Raw genomic sequence first — 21,030 nt, forward strand, 5'->3', positions numbered from 1 at the left:
ACGGCGCCCGGCCCCTTCACTGTGCAATGAGGATTTCCATGCGCGCGATTCGCATGCTGTTGGTTTCTGCCCTGGCCACGGCCAGCCTGTCGGCCCACGCCGGCGAACAGGACGTCCAGCGCCTGACGCAATTGCTGGAGAAGTCGCAGACCATCGAAGCCAATTTCTCCCAGTTGACCCTGGATGCTGGTGGCACCAGTCTGCAGGAGACCAGCGGCAAGATGACCGTCAAGCGTCCGGGCCTGTTCTACTGGCATACCGACGCGCCCCAGGAGCAGGTGGTGGTGTCCGACGGCAAGAACGTCACCCTGTGGGACCCGGATCTGGAGCAGGCCACCGTCAAGAAGCTCGACGTGCGCCTGAACCAGACGCCGGCGCTGCTGCTGTCCGGTGACGTCTCGAAGATCAGCCAGAGCTTCGACATCACCTCCAAGGAGCAGGGCGAGGTCATGGACTTCACCTTGAAACCCAAGACCAAGGACACCCTGTTCGACTCGCTGCGCGTGTCGTTCCGCCGGGGGTTGATCAATGACATGCAGCTGATCGACAGCGTCGGCCAGCGCACCAACATCCTGTTCAATGGCGTCAAGGCCAACCAGGCGGTGCCGGACAGCAAGTTCAAGTTCGACATCCCCAAAGGCGCGGACGTCATCAAGGAGTAAGCGGAGCCTGTGATGGACCTGTTTCGAAGCGAACCCGTCGCCCAGCCCCTGGCCGCCCGCCTGCGCCCGTCGAACCTGGACGAGTATGTCGGCCAGGAGCACCTGCTGGCGCGCGGCAAGCCGCTGCGCGAGGCGCTGGAGCAGGGTGCGCTGCACTCGATGATCTTCTGGGGCCCGCCCGGGGTGGGCAAGACCACCCTGGCGCGGCTGCTGGCGCAGTTTTGCGACGCCCACTTCGAAACGGTCTCGGCAGTGCTGGCCGGGGTCAAGGAGATCCGCCAAGCCGTCGAGGTGGCCAAGCAGCAGGCCGGCCAGTATGGTCGGCGCACCATCCTGTTCGTCGATGAAGTGCATCGTTTCAACAAGTCGCAACAGGACGCTTTCCTGCCCTACGTGGAAGACGGCACGCTGATCTTCATCGGCGCGACTACCGAGAACCCGTCCTTCGAACTGAACAACGCGCTGCTGTCGCGGGCGCGGGTCTATGTACTCAAGAGCCTGGACGAGGCCGCGCTGCGCAAACTGGTCGATCGCGCCCTGAGCGAGGAACGCGGCCTGGGCAAGCGCAACCTGCGGGTGGGTGACGAAGCCTTCAAGATGCTCATGGCCGCCGCCGACGGCGATGGCCGGCGCATGCTCAACTTCCTCGAGAACGCCTCGGACCTGGCTGAAGATGGCGGCGAGATCGGCGTCGAGCTGCTGCAGAGCCTGCTCGGTGACAGCCGCCGCCGCTTCGACAAGGGTGGCGAGGCGTTCTATGACCAGATCTCGGCGCTGCACAAGTCGGTGCGCGGCTCCAACCCGGACGGTGCGCTGTACTGGTATGCACGTATGCTCGACGGTGGCTGCGACCCGTTGTACATCGCCCGGCGGGTGGTGCGCATGGCCAGCGAGGACATCGGCAACGCCGACCCCCGCGCCCTGAGCCTGTGCCTGGCAGCCTGGGACGTGCAGGAGCGCCTGGGCAGCCCAGAAGGCGAGCTGGCGGTGGCCCAGGCCATCACCTACATCGCCTGCGCGCCAAAAAGCAACGCGGTGTACATGGGCTTCAAGGCGGCGATGCGCGAGGCGGCCGAGCACGGCTCGCTGGAAGTGCCGCTGCACCTGCGCAACGCGCCGACCAAACTGATGAAGCAACTGGGCTATGGCGATGAGTACCGCTATGCCCACGACGAGCCGGACGCCTATGCCGCCGGTGAGGACTATTTCCCCGAGCAGCTCGAACCGCGCCAGTACTATCAGCCAGTGCCCCGGGGCCTGGAACTGAAGATCGGCGAGAAGCTCAAGCACCTGGCCGAACTCGATCGCGCCAGCCCGCGCCAGCGGAGAAAACCGTGATTGCACTGATTGCCGCAGTCAGCGCCGGCGGCATCGCCGGCACGCTGTTGCGCTTCGCCACCGCCAACTGGGTCGCGGCCCACTGGCCACGGCACTTCTATGCCGGTACGCTGGCGGTCAATCTGGTCGGCTGCCTGCTGATCGGCCTGTTGTACGGGCTGTTCCTGCACAAGCCGCTGGTGCCGGTCGAGCTGCGCGCCGGGCTGATCGTCGGCTTTCTCGGCGGCCTGACCACCTTTTCCTCCTTCTCGCTCGATACCGTGCGCCTGATGGAAAGCGGGCAGGTCCCGCTGGCCTTGGGCTATACCATTATCAGCGTGGTGGGCGGCCTGCTCGCGACCTGGGCCGGCCTGTCCCTGACCCGATTCTGAACCAACACCTACTTATAACGAGAGAACGATATGCTCGATTCCAAACTGTTACGCGGCCAACTTCAGGAAGTGGCTGACCGCCTGGCCTCCCGTGGCTTCAGCCTGGATGTCGCGCGCATCGAATCGCTGGAAGAGCGCCGCAAGGCGGTGCAGACCCGCACCGAGCAACTGCAGGCCGAGCGTAACGCCCGCTCCAAGTCCATCGGCCAGGCCAAGGCCAAGGGTGAGGACATCGCCCCGCTGATGGCCGACGTCGAGCGCATGGCCAACGAGCTGGCCGCCGGCAAGACCGAGCTGGACGGTATCCAGGCGGAACTGGACGGTATCCTGCTGACCATCCCCAACCTGCCCGACGCCAGCGTGCCGGTCGGCGCCAGCGAAGACGACAACGTCGAAGTGCGCCGCTGGGGCACGCCGAAGGCCTTCGATTTCGAGATCAAGGACCACGTCGCCCTGGGCGAGGTCAGCGGTGGCCTGGACTTCGAGGCCGCGGCCAAGCTGTCCGGCGCCCGCTTTGCCGTGCTGCGTGGCCCGGTGGCCCGCCTGCACCGCGCCCTGGCGCAGTTCATGATCAACCTGCACACCGGCGAGCACGGCTACGAGGAGCACTACACCCCGTACCTGGTGCAGGCCCCGGCCCTTCAGGGCACCGGCCAGCTGCCGAAGTTCGAGGAAGACCTGTTCAAGATCACCCGCGAAGGCGAGGCCGATTTCTACCTGATCCCGACCGCCGAAGTGTCGCTGACCAACCTGGTGGCGGGTGAAATCCTCGACGCCAAGCAGCTGCCGCTGAAGCTGGTCGCCCACACCCCGTGCTTCCGCAGCGAGGCCGGTGCCTCGGGCCGTGATACCCGCGGCATGATCCGCCAGCACCAGTTCGACAAGGTCGAGATGGTCCAGGTGGTCGAACCCGCGAAATCCATGGAAGCCCTGGAAGGCCTGACCGCCAACGCCGAACGTGTGCTCCAGCTGCTGGAACTGCCGTACCGCGTACTCGCGCTGTGCACCGGCGACATGGGCTTCGGCGCGGTGAAGACCTACGACCTGGAAGTCTGGGTGCCAAGCCAGGACAAGTACCGCGAGATCAGCTCCTGCTCCAACTGCGGCGACTTCCAGGCGCGCCGCATGCAGGCCCGCTGGCGCAACCCGGAAACCGGCAAGCCGGAGCTGGTGCACACCCTAAACGGTTCGGGCCTGGCTGTCGGCCGTACCTTGGTCGCCGTGCTGGAGAACTACCAGCAGGCCGACGGTTCGATCCGCGTGCCTGAAGTGCTCAAACCATACATGGGTGGCGTCGAGGTCATTCGCTGAATGGACTACCTGCCGCTGTTCCACAAGCTGCAGGGTGGCCGTGTGCTGGTCGTCGGCGGCGGCGAGATCGCCTTGCGCAAGGCGCGCCTGCTGGCCGATGCCGGCGCCGCACTGCGGGTGGTGGCGCCTGAGGTCGACGGTCAGCTCGCCACGCTGGCCCGTGAGGGCGGGGGCGAGGTCCTGGTGCGTGGCTACCAGGCCTCGGACCTGGACGGCTGCCGGCTGGTGATCGCGGCGACCGACGACTCGGCGCTCAACGCCCAGGTCTCGGCCGAGGCCCAGGCACGCAGCCTGCCGGTCAACGTGGTGGACGCCCCGGCCCTGTGCACGGTGATCTTCCCGGCCATCGTCGACCGTTCACCACTGGTGGTGGCGGTTTCCAGCGGTGGCGACGCCCCGGTGCTGGCGCGGTTGATCCGCGCCAAGCTGGAAGCCTGGATTCCATCCGCCTATGGCGAACTCGCCGGCCTGGCCGCGCGTTTCCGTGAGCGGGTCAAGGCCTTATATCCGGACGTCAACCAGCGTCGCGGCTTCTGGGAAACCGTGTTCCAGGGTCCGATCGCCGAGCGTCAGCTGGCCGGGCAGGGCGCCGAGGCCGAGCGTCTGTTGCAGGCGATGGTCGACGGCGCGCCGGTGCAGCAGGGCGGCGAGGTGTACCTGGTGGGCGCGGGGCCGGGCGATCCGGACCTGCTGACCTTCCGCGCCCTGCGCCTGATGCAGCAAGCCGATGTGGTGCTGTACGACCGCCTGGTGGCCCCGGCCATCATCGAGATGTGCCGGCGTGACGCCGAGCGCATCTATGTCGGCAAGCGCCGCGCCGATCATGCCGTGCCGCAGGATAAGATCAACCGCCTGCTGGTCGACCTGGCTCGCCAGGGCAAGCGCGTGCTGCGCCTCAAAGGTGGCGATCCGTTCATCTTTGGCCGGGGAGGCGAGGAGATCGAAGAGCTGGCCGACGAGGGTATTCCGTTCCAGGTGGTACCGGGCATCACGGCAGCCAGTGGTTGTTCGGCCTATGGCGGGATTCCGCTGACCCACCGGGACTATGCCCAGTCGGTGCGCTTCGTTACTGGCCACCTGAAGGATGGCACCAGCAACCTGCCCTGGAATGACCTGGTGGCTCCGGCCCAGACCCTGGTGTTCTATATGGGCCTGGTCGGCTTGCCGACCATCTGCGCCGAGTTGATCCGCCATGGCCGTGCGGCGAGTACGCCGGCCGCGCTGGTGCAGCAGGGGACCACTCGCAACCAGCGGGTGTTCACCGGCACCCTGGCCGACCTGCCGGCGCTGGTGGCACGCCACGAAGTGCATGCGCCGACCCTGGTGATCGTCGGGGAAGTGGTGCAGTTGCGCGAGAAACTGGCGTGGTTCGAAGGCTCGCAAGACGTCTGAAATGACTGGGGCCGCCTTGCGGCCCATCGCCACGATAAGCCGGCTCGCATAGGATCATACAAGCCCCTGTGGGAGCCGGCTTGCCGTGGCGACGAACCGCGGCGATGGGCTGCAAAGCAGCCCCAGCTTTATCAAGCCTTCCAGATCCCTTTTCCCATTAACCGCTCCCGATCATGCGGCAAGCCGAAATCCTGCAGCGGCCCCTTGGGCACGATCCCGTTCGGGTTGATGGTCTTGTGGCTCATGTAATAGTGCTTCTGGATGTGCTCCATGTTCACTGTGTCCGCCACGCCCGGCCATTGATACAGCTCACGCAGCCAGTTGGACAGGTTCGGGTAGTCGCTCAAGCGGCGCAGGTTGCACTTGAAGTGCCCATGGTACACCGCGTCGAAACGCACCAGCGTGGTGAACAGACGCACATCGGCTTCGGTCAGGTACTCACCGGCCAGGTAACGCTGGCGGCCCAGTAGCGCCTCTAAGCGGTCCAGTTCGTTGAAGACATCGTCGAAGGCGGCCTCGTAAGCCTCTTGCGCGGTGGCAAAGCCTGCGCGGTACACGCCGTTGTTCACGGCCGGGTAGATACGTTCGTTGAGCGCATCGATGGTCGCGCGCAGCGGCTCGGGGTACAGGTCCAGGGTGTTGTCGGTCAGTTCGTTGAACGCGCTGTTGAAGATGCGGATGATCTCGGCCGACTCATTGTTGACGATGCGCTTCTCCTGCTTGTCCCACAGCACCGGCACGGTTACGCGCCCGGTGTAGTGCGGATCGTCCTGGGTGTAGCGTTGGTGCAGGTACTGCAATGCGTCCAGATGATCGCCGCTGGAGCCCTGCTGCTGGTCGAAGGTCCAGCCGTGCTCGCCCATCAGCCAACTGACCACAGAGATACCGATCAGCGGTTCCAGGCCCTTGATGGCGCGGAAAATCAGGGTGCGATGCGCCCAGGGGCAGGCCAGCGACACATACAGATGATAGCGGCCGGCCTCGGCGGCGGGCAGTTGATTGCGGCGCTGGGCGTTCTCGCGCTTGAACGCGCCATCCTGGCTGGTCTGGTACCACTGGTCATGCCAATGGCCATCGATCAAAAGGCCCATTGCAAAGCTCCTCGGAACAAAGTCGTTTGTCGTTGGAGCTCAGTCTAGTGAAAAGCGTTCGAGTAAATAGCGCAAAGACCGCGTCGTATCTATCGGCTTAATCGATGCTTCTACGGTTGGCCCAGTAGTCGCGAGCGCAGCTGAACGCCAGCTCGCGGCCCTGGCCCAGCCCGCGCAGGGCGAGGGCCATAGTGGCGACCACGGCCAGCTCGCCATAGCTGTCCTGTGCCTCGCCACGCCATACCGCCAGCAGGTGCTCGGGCTGCAGGCTGGCTGGCTTCACATGGCGCTGAGGGCTGAGGGCCGGCCACTCCTCGTCCCAGGCCTCGCCGGACGAAGTGCCATACAGGTGGCTGATGACATCCGGGTTGACCTCGATCTCGCCACCGTCGCCCTTGATCACCACGGCGTGGTCGCCGAGCAGGCGGCTGGCCTCGCGGTGCACCGCCTGGTAGCCAGGGTGGAAGATGCTCTGCAGGCCGCAGCGGGCGCCGAGAGGGTTGAGCACCCGGGCGAGGGAGTGGATGGGCGAGCGCAGGCCCAGGGTGTTGCGCAGGTCGATCATGCGTTGAAGCTGCGGCGCCCAGTCCTGCAGCGGGAAGAAGGCCAGCCGATGGCTGGACAGGGCTTGCTCCACGGCCGTCCAGTTGCGACACAGCGGAATGCCCAGCAGGTCGAGCAGTTGCTCGGTGTACAGCCTGCCCGCCGTATGGGCACCGCCGCCGTGCATCAAGATACGCACGCCGTTGCTCGCCAGGCACTTGGCCGCCAGCAGGTACCACGGCAGGTGGCGCTTCTTGCCGGCGTAGCTGGGCCAGTCGAGGTCGACGGCGATGCGGGGGGCGTGCAGGTGGGTACGCAGGGCCTCGGTGAAGCCGGCCAGCTCCTCGGCGCTTTCTTCCTTGTGCCGCAGCAGCATCAGGAAGGCGCCCAGCTGGGTGTCCTCGACCTTGCCCTCGAGCAGCAGGGTCATCGCGGCGCGGGCTTCCTCGCGGGTCAGGCCGCGGGCGCCACGCTTGCCCTTGCCGAGGATGCGCACGAACTCGGCGAACGGGTGTTCGGCCGGGGTTTGCAGGGTTAGTGGGCGTGCTTCGTTCAGCAGGGACTCGGTCATATGCAATTGGTCGGCTTGGGCAGGCCCGCCAGTTTGGCGGCGAGTTTGGCGGGGGTGCCGTTGAACAGGCGATTGAGGTGCGGGCTGTTGCCTTTCTCGGCACCGAGCTTGAGCGCGGTGTACTTGATCAGCGGCCGGGTGGCCGGCGACAGCTGGTACTCCTGGTAGAACTGGCGCAGTAGCTCGAGGATTTCCCAGTGGTCTGCGGTCAGGGCGATGCTTTCGCGCGTGGCGAGGGCCTCGGCGACTTCGCGGGACCAGTCCTGCAGCTCGACCAGAAAGCCGTCCTTGTCCAGGGCGATGCTGCGCTCGCCGACAGTCAGGGTACTCATAGCCAGCTGTTGACCTTGTCGTGGTGCAGGGTGAGCTCGACAAAGGCGGGGTAGTCCACTGCCTTGGCCAATTGGCTGTCGAGGGCGCGGGCCTGCAGGTCTTCGGTAAGTGCGAACAGGCGCTCGCCGAGATTGGCGGCCTGCAGGGCAGCGAAGGGCTCGGTGCCGGCCTTGAGCGCGTAGGTGGCGTCACCGCACAGCAGCAATGCGTCCTGTGGGCCCAGCAGGCGCAGGCAACTGGCCAGGCGCTCGTCACCGAAGGGCGAATGGGCGATTACGTGCAGGGTCGTCATCAGAGCGTCACCACCTGGTCGAAACGGGCAATCAGTGCGGTCAGTGCGGTGTTGTCGAGCACTTCCACCGGCAGTGACAGGGCGTCGTTGTCCAGCCCTCGGCGGGCGAGGCTGTGGCCACAGGCGAACAATTCCTCCACCCCGAACATCGGCAGGGCCTGGAGGTTGGCGGCCAGGTTCTTCTGTTGCACGGCGTCTGGCTGCTGTGCGGCGGCGAGCTGGAACACACCGTCATCGAGGAACAGCATGCCCATCGGCAAATCGAAGGCGCCACCGGCCAGGGCGATGTCCAGCGCCTCGCGAGCGGACGGGCCGCTCCATGGCGCCTGGCGGCTGATGATCAGCAAGGACTTGGCCATTTCAATCACCCCCGAAGCAGACCAGGCGGTCGGCAAGTTGCGCGGCTTCGTGCAGCTGGCCCAGGCCGGACAGCTCCCACGGCATCGGCAGGTTCACCGCCGGGCGCTGGTAGCGATTGGCCTCGGTGTCGTCGAGCACACCCCGGCGCAGGGCGGCGGCAATGCACACCACGGCGTCGAGCCGGTGATCGCTGACGAAAGCGCGCCACTGCGCGGCCACGTCCAGCTCATCCTGGGGCGTGACGATATTGGCCGAGGCGCTGTGTACCCCGTCCTGGTAGAAGAACAGCCGGGCAATTTCATGCCCGCCGGCCAGCACCGCCTCGGCAAAGCGCAAGGCGCGGCGGGAGGAGGGCGCATGGGCCGGGGAAAAGACCGCAATGGCGAATTTCATGTAAGGCTCGAGCAAATGAATGCGGCCATGATAAAGCAAAAAGCCCGTGCGGGTGGGCACGGGCTTCTGCTCTGGCTGGCGGGGCTCAGGCCTGGTCTTTGCTTTCTGGCAGGAACCAGTTGAGCACCAGGGCACAGATGCCGCCGGTGGCAACCCCCGACTCCAGTACGTTGCGCAGCGCCGACGGCATATGCGCGAGGAACTCCGGCACTTGGGCCACGCCCAGGCCCAGCGACAGCGACACGGCGATGATCAGCAGGGCGCGGCGGTCGAGGCGGGTGCTGGCGAGGATATTGATACCCGAGGCCGCGACGGCGCCGAACATCACCATGGCCGCGCCGCCAAGCACCGGCTCCGGCACTGCCTGAATCACCCCGGCAACCGACGGGAACAGGCCCAGCAGGACCAGCATGGCGGCGATCCAGATACCGATATGGCGGCTGGCAATGCCGGTCAGCTGAATCACGCCGTTGTTCTGGGCGAAAATCGAGCTGGGGAAGGTGTTGAACAGCCCGGCCAATAGCGAGTTGGCGCCGTTGACCAGCACCCCACCCTTGATCCGCTGCATCCACACCGGGCCTTCGACCGGCTGGCGTGAAACCTTGCTGGTCGCAGTCACGTCACCGATGGCCTCCAGCGAGGTGACCAGGTAGATCACCAGCATCGGGATGAACAGCGACCAGGAGAAGCCCAGGCCGAAGTGCAACGGCGTCGGCACCTGGAACAGTGCGGCCTGGTGCATGCCAGTGAAGTCCAGGCGGCCCAGGTAGCCGGCCAGGGCGTAGCCCACAGCCAGGGCGATGACGATGGCGCAGCTGCGCATCCATACCACCGGGACACGGTTGAGGATGACGATGATCGCCAGCACCACGCCCGACAGCAGCAGGTTCTCGCCATCGGCGAAGGTGCCGTTGGCCATGGCGCCGAAGCCGCCGCCCATGCTGATCAGGCCGACCTTGATCAAGGTCAGGCCGATCATCAGCACGACGATCCCGGTCACCAGCGGGGTGATCAGGCGCTTGACGAAGGGCAGGATGCGCGACACGCCCATTTCCACGAACGAACCGGCGATGACCACGCCGAAGATCGCCGCCATCACGCCTTCAACTGGCGTGCCCTGCTTGACCATCAGCGCGCCGCCGGCGATGAGCGGGCCAACGAAGTTGAAGCTGGTGCCCTGCACGATCAGCAGCCCGGCGCCGAACGGCCCAAAGCGCTTGCACTGGACAAAGGTGGCGATGCCCGAGATCACCAGCGACATCGACACGATCAGGTTGGTATCACGCGCCGACACGCCCAGCGCCTGGCAGATCAGCAAACCCGGCGTGACGATCGGCACGATGATCGCCAGCAAGTGCTGCAGTGCCGCCAGCAGGCCGATCAGCAGGCGAGGCTTGTCCTCGAGGCCAAGGACCAGTTCATTGGCAGGCGCCGCCGCGCCTGGGCCGTGTTCGTGTGAACTCATGGGAAAATGCCGCCCCGGAAGAAAAAAGGAGCGCATTCTACGGGCAGAACGGCCATTGCGGTAGAGGCAAGCACGATGGGTGCACAATCGCGGAGGAAGGTGCTAATAAGCTGACTTTTAAGTCAATGTTTGTGAGGTTCCCGGCGCTGTTCAACGGGCATGAAAAAGCCCGCCGAAGCGGGCTTTTCCTTAAGCGCTGGCAACCGATTCGATCAGTCGTCGCGGCCCATGATGCCGAACAGCTGCAGCAGGCTGACGAACAGGTTGTAGATCGACACGTACAGGCTGATGGTAGCCATGATGTAGTTGCGCTCGCCGCCATGGATGATGGCGCTGGTCTGGAACAGGATGCAGACCGACGAGAACAGCACGAAGCCAGCGCTGATCGCCAGTTGCAGGCCGCTGATCTGGAAGAAGAAGCTAGCCACCACGGCACCCAGCAGGACGAAGAAGCCGGCGGTGATGAAGCCGCTGAGGAAGCTCATGTCCTTGCGGGTGATCAGCACGTAGGCCGACAGGCCGCCGAACACCAGGGCGGTCATGGCGAAGGCCGAACTGACCACCTCGGCGCCACCGGCCATGCCCAGGTAGCGGTTGAGGATCGGGCCGAGGATGAAGCCCATGAAGCCGGTGAGGGCGAAGGTGGATACCAGGCCCCAGGCCGAGTCACGCAGCTTGTTGGTGAGGAAGAACAGGCCGTAGAAGCCGATCAGCACCACGAAGATGTTCGGGTAGCCGACACGCATCTGCTGGGCGACGAAGGCCATGATGCCGCTGAAGGCGAGGGTGAGGGCCAGCAGGCTGTACGTGTTGCGCAGGACCTTGCTGACCTCCTGCTGCTCGACCTGCTGGCCGTGTTGGACGGCGTAATCCTGTTCGCGCATGGCGCACTCCTTTGGGGTGAGACCGCGGTCCGGGACCTGCGGTAGTGGAACGTATGGTGCAGAGCATATCAGAGCTGTCGCAAGCCGCGACACAGAGAGTTTGACAGCTTGTTACATTAAGGTATTATTGCCGCCGCAAAACAGCTGGAAGCGTGGCCGAGTGGTTTAAGGCAACGGTCTTGAAAACCGTCGATGGGCAACTATCCTAGAGTTCGAATCTCTACGCTTCCGCCACATTCAAAGCCCTGATTTTTCAGGGATTTTTGCGTTTATTGGGCATGCGTTCAAGCCGGATAATGCGCGCAGGTGTTCCGCACCTTTTCAGTGGTGTTCCGCAATCTGGCTTGTTTATCCCATCACCGGGTAGGTTTTACAACCTCGCCGACGCGGCGGTAAACCACCTCTGTTATGCGCTTGTCGGTATGACCGAGCAGCCTGCTTGCATGGGCCAGGTCCTCGATTTCGCTGGCGGCCTTCGGGCGAATGTCGCGGAACTGGATTGGCTGATCCGGCCCGCTAGCACCTGGTCTCCGGCTACTACAGCTTCCTTCGTGGCGTTCTGGGCATCGTCCCATCGGTGGCGAAGCATCGGTGGCGTGCCACGTTTATCGTTATCAGTCAGCAGAGGTGTGGGAAGGCGTGCGGAGCGTTGCTCTCCAGGATCTTTCTGATCAGCGTGCCCAAACTGCTCTCTACTCCGTCCACCTCAAGCATGATCCGCAGCTTCTTTTGGCCTTCTGCTGCTTTATGCCGAGGGCCTTGTCCTCGATGTCGTCCCTGATCATTGCAGTACGTCTGCCGGACGCTGGACCGTCAAATATGCCAAGTCCATGGCGTCCTTCAGCTCACCCACCGCTTTCGCGTACACCGTGTTCCAGATCGCGTCTTTAGCCTGCAATCGGGGTAAAGGGGGTATATTGGGGAGCGAGTCGGCATTCGTCCGGCTCATCGAAGGGGTAAGAACATGTACGAATCCGCGACGCATCAGGCGCATTTGCATCTGAAGCAAAAGATTGAACAGTTCTTATCCAAAGGCGGGGAAATTCAGAATGTCCCCTCAGGTGTCAGCGGCTTTAACCGAAGCTTACCTAAGGCCCACTGGGCCAAAGGGCAATCTGTAAAATCGTGATCACGATGGTCAGAGCCGTCTTCAAAAGGCGGCTTTCTAGCGTGCAGTGACTCGGGGGCGTTATTCGCCCATTGGTCGCATTTAAGCGAAATTACTATCTATCCCTCTTTTGGGTAAGCCCAGCGCTTCACTTTCGTCATTACGACGAAGTTCTTGAAGGCTGCAGAAATATCGACGTGCAAGCCAAAACTTCGCGAACTGATGAAACACAAATATTTATAGGAGGGCGCTGCAAAAATAACGACCGAACTGCACAGGTGCCTTGCAACTTCAGGTCGAACGGAACTATGAGTCGAGCCTTGGTCTGGGGCTGCGGGCGAAAGCATTCGTGATGGGTGGGCGGAGGTAGGTCTGCTTTTCGCATTTGAGCTTGCTCTGGGTACGATGGTGCCTTGTCGCCATATCGCTGTACGAACAGCCTAGTGAGGAGAGTACTGCAGCGGGATGGGGCGGATATACGCCTGATTAGGTCGATTTCAATGATCGAACTGTTCGGCCACTGGGTCATTGCAATAGGCTTGCGCATTTTTCGCCGACGATCGCGCACTGCATAAATCGGTCTGCAGCTTCTTGAATTGCACGTCATTCATGGCTGTAGCGTTCGTGCGAACGTAATTCCCTTGTTTCGTTCAGTCATGTCCGGTGGTCTGATAAATAATTTCTTCAATTGCTATGGGTGCATACTAAGTTAGCTCGGAATTTCTGAGCGTTGAGAGGTGTGTATGACCAGAGATAGGTATGGGATAGATAGTGACAGGTTGAGGGGCAAGCCATCTGAAAGTAATGGTTCTCCAGACGTTTTTGACGATCTGAGCAGAAGAGCACGAGCAGAGGAGCATGATGACAACCTCAAAAACCGGCCCTTTCGAGGCGATCACAGGCAAGGCCCGCCGGACTCATCGCGGGCATCCAACAATGCGCCTTATAGCCATGACAAGCGCCCACTTGAGTAATTGAAGGAGGTCGATACCAAAGCAATCTTGGAGTTCTTTGCTATAGCGTCAGCTTTGGGCTGGGCCTTTTTTATGATCCTTCACGGATTGCCGGAAAACCTTCTTGGCGATTTGCTCGGGTGTCCACCCAAAGGCTCGCAATCGCTTTTAACCCTCGGCCAGTTCAAGAGGGGAAAGCTTTTCGACTTCTTGGCGGGTGATGGTCCGTGCGACTGGCCCGAAGAAGATCAGCGAACCTCTCAAGGCTCAATCTGCTTCAAGACCCCAGCTACAATCGCTTCCGGCCTGTCTTCCTGCATCAGGTGGCCTGAGTTCTCCACTCGCGCGCAGGGCTGCTGGGAAATAAGCTCTGCAAGACGCTCCCCTTGGGAATACGGAATCCAGGCGTCCTCCGCGCCCCAAAGTACTGACACGGGGCAATCCAGCTTCCCGTAAAGCGGTTCAATTTCCTCGGTATAGACCTGATCCATCTGCGCGATCTGGCGGTAAAAGGCCGCCTGGCCAATGGGCCCCAGCCATGGTGCGCTGTAAACCTGCAGGGCTTCGTCACTGAGTGGATTGGCCGCAGAGGTTTGCAGATAGGCGGCCAGCAGTGCGCGGTGCATGTAGTCGGGCATCCCGGAAAAAGCGGCCTCATGTTGACGGACATGTTGTACGAACGCCGAGCCCCAGGGGGCCAGGGCCACCGCATCAAAAAGGGTGAGGGACGCATAGCGCAGACCGTTCAGGTAGTACGCGCGCAGCGCTGTCGCGCCGCCAAAATCATGGGCCAGGACGTCGGGGCGTTCGATGCCCCACTCCTCGAAAAGCGCAGCCATGACGTTGTTCTGAATCGCCAATGAAACGTCCTGGCCCTCCCGCATTTCAGACAGGCCATAGCCAACCAGGTCGAAGTAATACACGGTTCTGCGGTCAGCGAGGTGCGGCATGACGCGCCTCCATACCTGCGAAGAGAAGGGGGTGCCGTGGATGGCGACCAGCGGCGCGCCTGTCCCCAATTTCCCCCATCTGACGGTGTTGCCTTCGATGCTCGATGCGTAGGGTAGATCCAACATGGCTCACCTCACATTGTCATTTAGCTAAATGACTATATGATGCGGGCATGGACAGATCAACACAGATGAAAGCGATGAGCAGTGAGGTCCGCATGGCGATCCTTCGCTTGCTCGCAGCGCCGCGTGAGCACTTCGCCGATCAATGGTCGGCAGACCCCGTCGAGTTCGGCATCTGCATGACCCTTATCGCAAGTGCGTTGGGTATTGCCCAGCCCACAGCGAGCCGGCACCTTGAAATTCTCAAGCAGGCGGGGTTCATATCGGTTTCAAAGCAGCATAAATGGTCATATTGCAAACGTAATGACGCTGAGATTCTCGAGTACCTGGAGTGGCTCAGGCTTGAGTTGTCGCCGCCCGGCCATCTTGGTCCCCTGGAACCTCGCAGTACGGCAGGCGATAGGGAGAGTGAGCGCTAATGGGCAAAAGATTGGATAAGGTCCGAGAGTGGTTCACGCCACGCAGACGTATATGGGCAGGAGTAGCCCTGTTGGCCGCTTATTTTATGATTCCGACGGTCAGCCCCGGCACGACGGTGAGTTGGCTGATAGGGCCAGCGGCCGTTTTCTTGATGGGCGGCATCAAGCCCGAGTCGACCAGAAAACCATAAGGCGGTGGCGGGCAGCGCCAGCGGGTCAGGTGGCTCGGGCCTTGAAAGCGAGCATGGGGATAGACGGTGCATCACGCGCATGCAAGCTTCCATGGCCCAGGTAATCAGAACTGATAACCAACCCCGGCGTAATACCCCCAGCCATCGGACCGACCGCGGAAATCGCCGTCACCGAAATTCAGCTGGCTGCCGTCCTGCCAGTTGCCGCCATTGTGGAAATGGCGACCCACCAGGGTGAAGCGCAGGTGGGTGAAGGCGTACAGCAACACGTTGGTGGATACCGTGGCATTGGCCGTGCGGTTGGGATTGTCCTTGTGCAGGTCCGAGCCGAAATCGAAGTTGGTGAAACCGATATAGGTCAGCGAGGCGCCGTTGTCGAACTTGCCGAGGGGCACGATGTACTTGAGCTGGGCCCGGTAACCGTCCCACGAATACTCGTTGCTGGCGCCATAGTTTTCCCACTGGTAGCGGCCGTAGAAGTTGGCCGACAGGTTGACCCGCGAATGGGTGTCGATGTCGGTGCCCAGGCCGCTGAAGAGGGTATTGGCGCGGTTGGCGCTGTTGCTGCCGTGGTCATAGATCCAGTCGAAGGCTACGTACCACTCCTTGAACGGGCCGACGGCCAGGCTGCGTCCGGCCAGGTAGTCGATGGAGATCCGCGGCTCATGCTCCATGAACAGTGGTGAGCCGTGGTCCCACGCGCCTTTGTCATGGCTGTTGCCGATATCGAGGATCTTCGGGATGTCGATGTAGCCGTAAAGCTCGAACGGCCCCTTGCGGCCGAAGTACTCGTATTCGAGGTAGATATCGTCGACAGGGCGGGGGCCGAAACTGATGTCCTTGGTGCCGATCAGGGTGAAGTTCTGGTTGTACCAGTCCGACAGGTAGGGGCCCGATTTGGCCGGCGCGGCGGCCGGGCTCAAGGTCTCGCCCTGGGCCGACTCGCTGGGGGGATTGTCCTGGGCCTGCGTGGTGACGCTGAGTAGTCCCGTAACAGCGCCCAGTAGCAGTTTGGCAGCCAGGGAGCGGGCCGTTGCGGGTAAAGACGGTCGGTGCATTGAAAATCCTTGTTCATGCAGTGGTAAGCCCCTGGGGGCTGCGATGTGTCGAGAGCTGCAGCGATTGTTCGCTCAATGGCTCGGAGCAAACGTTTGCATAGTCTGTACCAAATCACCCGAGGTCTTTGAAATAAAAGCCGATCCGGCGTTTGAGCTGATCATTGGGTTAGAAAAACGCGCTGAAATCGGGCATGGCGCATGAGCGCATGGAGGGGCCTGATCTTTCTGCGTCGCAAAACCCATTCGATTGAAATAATCCAGCAAAAAATGGGTTCTAGTCGCCGACCATGGAAGGCATTTGTGCCCAAGGAGGAAGCGAGTAGGCCGAGGCGGCGCTGGGCCGCGCCCTCCGCTGCCCCGTGGCGAATTTGCGCTCATGCGGCGTTGTCGCTCCTCGCCGTAGCTGGGCTACGACTCGTCGCGACGCCTTGCCTGAGCGCAAAAAACGCTCGCGATTTATGGGGCGTATTTGCAAAACACCACACTAGATGAGCACCGCATATCCATCGCCATTTGCCGGGCATCACTTCACTGCAACGTCTCGGGCTTCCTCCCCTGGGAAGCCTTCTTCAATCCCTGTTCCATCCGCCCGATTACCTGCGCCAGTATCGCCGCTCTTTCCAGCTCTCCTGACGCCTTCATCCGGGCATGATCCCTTCGCAGGTTCAACAGGCATTTTTGCAGTCCAAGTGCCGAGCTGTCGTAGTTGTCCATGCTGTACTCGTTGGTCGTGGGCATCCGTGCCGTTGTAAGAAAGGCTCGACGGTATCAGGTCAATTCTCCCGCCAATACTGATTATTCATACACTGGCTCACAATCCCGTAGAAACGTCCTACATCGACAAAAGAGGCGTCTTACAGGATGGCTTGGGTGAGTGTTTCGGGATGCTTCCGCTCATTTTGCGGCAGGCCCCGAAGTACAAGGCCTGCCGCGTAAAAGACGGGTCGTAGCGATAATCCGTGTTGCCCGGCACCCAACACGCGCCACTGAAACGATATGTTGCAATTGCCCCTAGAGGTGGTCCGCATCCACCACCGCCTTGACGAACGCCTCGGGCGCTTCCTGCGGCAGGTTGTGGCCGCTCCCACGCAGATTACTAAAGCCCGCTAAATCAAAGAGTCATGATTTGAAAGTGCTTGAGCATCAGCGTTCACCTGGGCCAGCAGCCAGTTCACCACCTGCTCGGCGGCCGAGCCTGCCAGCGGCGCATGGCTGGCCAGCAAGTGGAAGCCGGCGTCGCTGCGCAATTCATGGCCTTCCAGCGCCAGCACCAAGGCCCCGGCTTTCAGGGCATTCTCCACCAGCAGGCGCGGCACCAAGGCGATGCCCATGCCTTGCTCGGCGGCCTCGATGGCGAGGATGGTTTGCGAGAACACCGGGCCGTTGAACCGTGTGCCGGGCAACGCGTAGTGGTCGAACCAGCGCTTCCAGTTGTTGTGGCTGTCGGAGATCAGCGGGTGTTGCGCAAGCTCCGCGGCTTGCCGCCAAGGGTGCTCGCCGCGCAACCCCGGCGCGCACACCGGCACCGCCATGCCGGGCAGCAGGGGCAGGGCGTAGGCCTCGGCGAAGGGCGGCGCCCCCCAGCGCACGGCCAGGTCCACCGCACCCTTGCCGCTCAGGGGGCGGGTACTGTCGGAGGCGTCGATCATCAGGGCCACCTGCGGATGCGCCTCGGCCAGGCGCCCCAGGCGCGGGATCAGCCAGCGGCTGGCGAAGGCGGGGGTGGTGCTGAGCAGGACCTGCTGCGGATCGCGCTGGTTGTCGCGCTCCAGCAGTTCGCCGGTGGCGTCCTCGATGATCTCCAGCGCCAGGCGCACACGGGCCAGGTAGTCGGCGCCGTCCCGGTTGGGCCGCAGGCCGCGGGGCAGGCGCTCGAACAAGGGGCGGCCAAGTTTGTCTTCCAGGGTGCGCACCTGCTGGGCGACTGCGCCCGGCGTGACATGCAGCTCGTCGGCGGCAGCGCGAAAGCTGCCCAGGCGGGCGGCGGCCTCGAAGGCTACCAGGTGATTGACGATGGCGGGGGCGTTGCGTCGCTTGGGCGCGCTCATCCAGTAGATTTCCTGCAGGCTGCTGCCAGTATTCGTGATTGGTGCGTTGAGCCGGATTCTGGCTTCATGGGCCCACTTGATCAACTCCCGGAAGGAGCGGCATATGTCTTCTCAGAAAGTGGCAATCATCACCGCAGGTGGCAGTGGCATGGGCGCGGAGGCTGCGCGGCGGTTGGCTGCCGACGGTTTCAGGGTGGCGATCCTGTCGTCCTCGGGCAAGGGCGAGGCCCTGGCGGCCGAGCTGGGCGGCATCGGTGTGACGGGCTCCAACCAGTCGGCAGAGGACCTGCAGCGTCTGGTCGATACCGTGATGCAGCAATGGGGGCGTATCGATGTGCTGGTCAACAGCGCCGGGCATGGCCCGCGTGCGCCGGTGCTCGAGCTCAGCGACGAGGACTGGCACCGGGGCATGGAGGTGTACTTCCTCAACGTGGTGCGCCCGACCCGCCTGGTGACCCCGATCATGCAGCGGCAGCAGGGCGGGACCATCATCAATATCTCGACCTTCGCCACCTTCGAGCCGGATCCGGCATTCCCGACCTCCGGCGTGTTCCGTGCCGGGCTCGCGGCCTTCACCAAACTGTTCGCCGACCGTTACGCGGCCGAGAACATCCGCATGAACAACGTGCTGCCAGGCTTCATCGACAGCCTGCCGGAGAAGGAGGAATTCCGTAGCCGGATTCCCATGGAGCGGTACGGTAAGGCCGAGGAAATCGCGGCCACTGTCGGCTTCCTTGCCTCCGAGGGCGCGGGTTACATCACCGGGCAGAACCTGCGGGTTGATGGGGGGATTACCCGTTCGGTGTAGGTGACATGGCGAGCCTGTGGCAGGGCGGCGACTTCCGTTAGGATGTCGCCCCTGTTTCCCGCTATCCGGATTCCGCCCATGAGCACACCGACATTCCGCCAGGCCACCTCCAGCGATGTGGACCGCTGCTACCAGATCGAGACCAGCGCCTATGAAGGCGACGAAGCCGCCACCCGGGAAAAGATCGCCACGCGCATCGCCCAGTACCCGGAGGGCTTCCTCGTGCTGGAGGCCGAGGGCCAGGTGATCGGCTTCATCAACAGCGGTTGCGCCGACCAGGTGGTGATGTCGGACGAGGCTTTCAAGGAACTGGTCGGGCATGACCCGCAGGCGCCCAATGTGGTGATCATGTCGGTGGTGCTTGACCCCGCGTACCAGGGCCAGGGCCATGCCAGCCGGTTGATGGCGCGCTTCGTCGCGCAGATGCGCGAGCGCGGCAAGGCCACCATCCACCTGATGTGCAAGGAGCGCCATGTCGGGTTGTACGAGAAGATGGGCTACGCCTATGTACGCCCGTCGGCTTCCGACCATGGCGGCATGGCCTGGCATGAAATGGTCATGGTGCTGTAGAGGCCCTTCGACTAGCATCGACGCTTTTCGCAGCCAGGGAGAGGCCTGTGAAGTACGTCGTGATCGAGACACACCGCAGTGAGTATCCTGCGCCCATCACCTTCGCCCGTGGCACGCTGCTGGAGATCGGCCAGCGCTACGAGGGCGACGAGCAGTGGGAGGACTGGTACCTGTGCAGTTGCCAGGGCCAGGCAGCAGGGTGGGTGCCAGCCCAGTTCATCGAACGGCTGGGCGTGGGCCGGGGCAGGGCGCTGGAAGCCTATTCGGCCCATGAACTGGACGTCGACCCCGGCCAGCAGCTCGATAGTCTGCGCCCCTTGAATGGCTGGGCCTGGTGTCGCCGGGTGAGCAATGGCGAGCTCGGCTGGGTGCCGCTGGCCAAGCTGCGCGCGCTGGCGTGATCAGCGTGCGGCCAGCACCGCCGCACTGTGCAGAACGCGCGCATAGTCCATGGCCAGGTTGCTCAGCGCCAGGGCATGGACATCCTCCGCCGGCCACAGCCGGCCTTGCAGATCATGCTGGTCGAAGGTGTAGCAGGCGTCGCCCACCACCACCGTTGCGAACCCCAGGTTGCCCGCCGAGCGTGCGCTCGACTCTACCGAGTTGTTGGTGATCACGCCGGTGATGACCAGTTGCTGGATGCCGCGCTGGTGCAGCCAGTGTTCCAGGCCGCTGTTGCAGAAAGCGTCGGGCAGGTGTTTTTCAAACACGGCCTCGTTCGCCTGCGGGGTGAAGGCGGGCTGGAACTCGCAGCCGGGCTGACCTGGCCGGAACACCGAATCCGGATCGCGGGAGATATGGCGCACGTGCACCACCGGGCGCGTGCTCGCGCGCCAAAAGGCGAGCAGTTCGCTGATGCGCTGTTCGGCTTCGGGGTTGTTGCGACGGCCCAGGCGAGGGTGGTTGATGCCGTTCTGCATGTCGATGATCAGCAGGGCGGCGTTGCTGGCGAGCGCGGTCATTTGCGGTGGTTCTCCTTGTCTGGGCTTCGGACCGTAGCATAGGTGTGTTGCCTGCGCGGATGTATCGCGGGGCAAGCCCGCGCCCACGCCGACCGCGTTGACCTCACGTTGTGCACTCGTGGGAGCGGGCTTGCACCGCGATGGTCGATTACCATCTGATCCGCTTTTTTTCCACGAACCTGAATCTGTAACCGTATCAGCCGCTGCCGGACAATACGCCCAGGCCCAGCCTTCCAATCCGGTGTGCGCTGGGCAGGCTGCCCCGCTGCACTACCGCAGCGGCCAGCCCCGCCGTTACGTCATCACACTGTAGAGGTTCCGATGGGCAAGCTCGCGCTGTTTCTGGGTGGTTTTCTGCTGCTGACTATCATGATTGGCCTGCTGGGCACCATTCCGCCAAGCTGAGCCGCAACTTTTTCCTGTCCCGGCCCGCCTGGCGCAATGGCGGGCCAGACTCTTCCCTCCCGGTTTTCCCGCCGAATACCGCAGTCGTCTAGACAAGCGGTAGCTGCAAGTCGTTCTCAAGTGCAAGTCGCTCGTGTAATCTCCCGCCCCCAATCAAAGGGCCCGGGCACACGGGCCATTCACTTGCCTTGGAGACAATACACACTATGGAATGCAAGAAAGGCACTGCAGCGATGCTGGAGTGGCGCGGTCGTTTTCTCGGCGAGGGCATCCTCCACGAAGAGGACTACGATCAGGCACTGCGCCGTGCCGAAGAGTTGGAGCGTTCCGGTGTGATCAGCGCAAGCGAATGGATCGAGTTGGTCAAGCTGGCCAACGTGGCCTTGCTGCGCTTGTAATTTTTCCTTCAAGGCTTGCGGAAACTGTCCA

General features: G+C 62.8%; 24 protein-coding genes and 1 tRNA gene. 12 read left to right on the forward strand and 13 right to left on the reverse strand.

Annotation, left to right across the window (positions count from 1 at the left end):
* Window positions 1-38: 38 nt before the first annotated feature.
* Genes lolA through cysG form a run of 5 tightly spaced genes read left to right on the forward strand, consistent with a single transcriptional unit; the run spans window position 39 to window position 5,074 of the window.
* Window positions 39-662, forward strand: a complete 624-nt coding sequence (gene lolA / locus ACVWY1_RS11950) for an outer membrane lipoprotein chaperone LolA (protein WP_102682644.1) — start codon at window positions 39-41, stop codon at window positions 660-662.
* Window positions 663-674: 12 nt separating this feature from the next.
* Window positions 675-2,000 carry a replication-associated recombination protein A gene (locus ACVWY1_RS11955; protein ID WP_102682643.1) on the forward strand — a complete coding sequence of 442 codons (1,326 nt, stop codon included), beginning with the start codon at window positions 675-677 and terminating at the stop codon, window positions 1,998-2,000.
* Window positions 1,997-2,371, forward strand: a complete 375-nt coding sequence (crcB, locus tag ACVWY1_RS11960) for a fluoride efflux transporter CrcB (protein ID WP_102682642.1) — start codon at window positions 1,997-1,999, stop codon at window positions 2,369-2,371. Before ACVWY1_RS11955 ends, crcB begins: the two co-directional genes overlap by 4 nt.
* A 30-nt stretch (window positions 2,372-2,401) precedes the next feature.
* Window positions 2,402-3,682, forward strand: coding sequence for a serine--tRNA ligase (serS, locus tag ACVWY1_RS11965; RefSeq protein ID WP_102682641.1), 1,281 nt, complete (start codon window positions 2,402-2,404; stop codon window positions 3,680-3,682).
* Entirely contained in the window at window positions 3,683-5,074 is a 1,392-nt protein-coding gene (gene cysG, locus ACVWY1_RS11970) for a siroheme synthase CysG (RefSeq protein WP_110698414.1), read from the forward strand.
* 131 nt (window positions 5,075-5,205) lie between these two features.
* Here cysG and ACVWY1_RS11975 read toward each other — a convergent pair whose 3' ends face one another.
* From ACVWY1_RS11975 to ACVWY1_RS12010, 8 genes are all read right to left on the reverse strand, one after another.
* Entirely contained in the window at window positions 5,206-6,165 is a 960-nt protein-coding gene (locus ACVWY1_RS11975; protein WP_457378307.1) for a glutathione S-transferase family protein, read from the reverse strand.
* Window positions 6,166-6,262: 97 nt separating this feature from the next.
* Window positions 6,263-7,279, reverse strand: a complete 1,017-nt coding sequence (locus ACVWY1_RS11980; RefSeq protein WP_457378308.1) for a glycosyl transferase family protein — start codon at window positions 7,277-7,279, stop codon at window positions 6,263-6,265.
* Window positions 7,276-7,611: a TusE/DsrC/DsvC family sulfur relay protein gene (locus tag ACVWY1_RS11985; RefSeq protein ID WP_102682637.1), complete on the reverse strand. Its 336-nt coding sequence runs from the start codon at window positions 7,609-7,611 to the stop codon at window positions 7,276-7,278. The genes ACVWY1_RS11980 and ACVWY1_RS11985 overlap by 4 nt, the downstream gene beginning before the upstream one ends.
* On the reverse strand, window positions 7,608-7,904 hold the full coding sequence (gene tusB, locus ACVWY1_RS11990) for a sulfurtransferase complex subunit TusB (RefSeq protein WP_046856165.1): 297 nt from the start codon (window positions 7,902-7,904) through the stop codon (window positions 7,608-7,610). The genes ACVWY1_RS11985 and tusB overlap by 4 nt, the downstream gene beginning before the upstream one ends.
* Window positions 7,904-8,263, reverse strand: coding sequence for a sulfurtransferase complex subunit TusC (gene tusC / locus ACVWY1_RS11995; protein ID WP_457378309.1), 360 nt, complete (start codon window positions 8,261-8,263; stop codon window positions 7,904-7,906). The genes tusB and tusC overlap by 1 nt, the downstream gene beginning before the upstream one ends.
* A gap of 1 nt (window position 8,264) precedes the next feature.
* Window positions 8,265-8,657 (reverse strand): sulfurtransferase complex subunit TusD, encoded by a 393-nt coding sequence (gene tusD / locus ACVWY1_RS12000; RefSeq protein ID WP_028692375.1) that lies wholly within the window; start codon window positions 8,655-8,657, stop codon window positions 8,265-8,267.
* A gap of 85 nt (window positions 8,658-8,742) precedes the next feature.
* Window positions 8,743-10,122 (reverse strand): nucleobase:cation symporter-2 family protein, encoded by a 1,380-nt coding sequence (locus ACVWY1_RS12005; protein WP_110698403.1) that lies wholly within the window; start codon window positions 10,120-10,122, stop codon window positions 8,743-8,745.
* Between the two features lie 212 nt (window positions 10,123-10,334).
* On the reverse strand, window positions 10,335-11,006 hold the full coding sequence (locus ACVWY1_RS12010; protein ID WP_028692373.1) for a Bax inhibitor-1/YccA family protein: 672 nt from the start codon (window positions 11,004-11,006) through the stop codon (window positions 10,335-10,337).
* Between the two features lie 146 nt (window positions 11,007-11,152).
* On the opposite strand from ACVWY1_RS12010, the gene ACVWY1_RS12015 reads away from it, so the two are divergent.
* Window positions 11,153-11,240 (forward strand) — tRNA-Ser (locus ACVWY1_RS12015).
* A gap of 730 nt (window positions 11,241-11,970) precedes the next feature.
* Window positions 11,971-12,135 carry a hypothetical protein gene (locus tag ACVWY1_RS12020; protein WP_155952720.1) on the forward strand — a complete coding sequence of 55 codons (165 nt, stop codon included), beginning with the start codon at window positions 11,971-11,973 and terminating at the stop codon, window positions 12,133-12,135.
* 1,192 nt (window positions 12,136-13,327) lie between these two features.
* On the opposite strand, the gene ACVWY1_RS12025 is transcribed toward ACVWY1_RS12020, so the two are convergent.
* Window positions 13,328-14,143, reverse strand: coding sequence for an alpha/beta fold hydrolase (locus ACVWY1_RS12025; RefSeq protein ID WP_457378310.1), 816 nt, complete (start codon window positions 14,141-14,143; stop codon window positions 13,328-13,330).
* Between the two features lie 65 nt (window positions 14,144-14,208).
* Between ACVWY1_RS12025 and ACVWY1_RS12030 the strand changes: the two genes are divergently transcribed.
* On the forward strand, window positions 14,209-14,559 hold the full coding sequence (locus ACVWY1_RS12030) for an ArsR/SmtB family transcription factor (RefSeq protein WP_457378311.1): 351 nt from the start codon (window positions 14,209-14,211) through the stop codon (window positions 14,557-14,559).
* A 295-nt stretch (window positions 14,560-14,854) separates the two neighbouring features.
* On the opposite strand, the gene ACVWY1_RS12035 is transcribed toward ACVWY1_RS12030, so the two are convergent.
* The 3 genes from ACVWY1_RS12035 to ACVWY1_RS12045 form a co-directional block, all read right to left on the reverse strand.
* Window positions 14,855-15,808: a nucleoside-specific channel-forming protein Tsx gene (locus ACVWY1_RS12035; protein ID WP_457378312.1), complete on the reverse strand. Its 954-nt coding sequence runs from the start codon at window positions 15,806-15,808 to the stop codon at window positions 14,855-14,857.
* 528 nt (window positions 15,809-16,336) lie between these two features.
* Window positions 16,337-16,522: a hypothetical protein gene (locus ACVWY1_RS12040; protein ID WP_277503448.1), complete on the reverse strand. Its 186-nt coding sequence runs from the start codon at window positions 16,520-16,522 to the stop codon at window positions 16,337-16,339.
* A 392-nt stretch (window positions 16,523-16,914) separates the two neighbouring features.
* On the reverse strand, window positions 16,915-17,856 hold the full coding sequence (locus ACVWY1_RS12045; RefSeq protein ID WP_110698293.1) for a LysR substrate-binding domain-containing protein: 942 nt from the start codon (window positions 17,854-17,856) through the stop codon (window positions 16,915-16,917).
* 103 nt (window positions 17,857-17,959) lie between these two features.
* Between ACVWY1_RS12045 and ACVWY1_RS12050 the strand changes: the two genes are divergently transcribed.
* From ACVWY1_RS12050 to ACVWY1_RS12060, 3 genes are all read left to right on the forward strand, one after another.
* On the forward strand, window positions 17,960-18,664 hold the full coding sequence (locus ACVWY1_RS12050; RefSeq protein ID WP_457378313.1) for an SDR family oxidoreductase: 705 nt from the start codon (window positions 17,960-17,962) through the stop codon (window positions 18,662-18,664).
* Window positions 18,665-18,742: 78 nt separating this feature from the next.
* Entirely contained in the window at window positions 18,743-19,234 is a 492-nt protein-coding gene (locus ACVWY1_RS12055; RefSeq protein ID WP_046856079.1) for a GNAT family N-acetyltransferase, read from the forward strand.
* 47 nt (window positions 19,235-19,281) lie between these two features.
* Window positions 19,282-19,635, forward strand: coding sequence for an SH3 domain-containing protein (locus ACVWY1_RS12060; protein ID WP_023631242.1), 354 nt, complete (start codon window positions 19,282-19,284; stop codon window positions 19,633-19,635).
* Here ACVWY1_RS12060 and ACVWY1_RS12065 read toward each other — a convergent pair whose 3' ends face one another.
* Window positions 19,636-20,196, reverse strand: coding sequence for a cysteine hydrolase family protein (locus ACVWY1_RS12065; RefSeq protein WP_110698289.1), 561 nt, complete (start codon window positions 20,194-20,196; stop codon window positions 19,636-19,638). It abuts the gene before it with no gap.
* Window positions 20,197-20,807: 611 nt separating this feature from the next.
* Here ACVWY1_RS12065 and ACVWY1_RS12070 point away from each other — a divergent pair.
* Complete coding sequence (locus ACVWY1_RS12070; RefSeq protein ID WP_031315428.1) at window positions 20,808-20,999, forward strand: hypothetical protein; 192 nt, start codon at window positions 20,808-20,810, stop codon at window positions 20,997-20,999.
* Window positions 21,000-21,030: the final 31 nt, after the last annotated feature.

The sequence above is a fragment of the Pseudomonas sp. TE6288 genome (assembly GCF_054062095.1).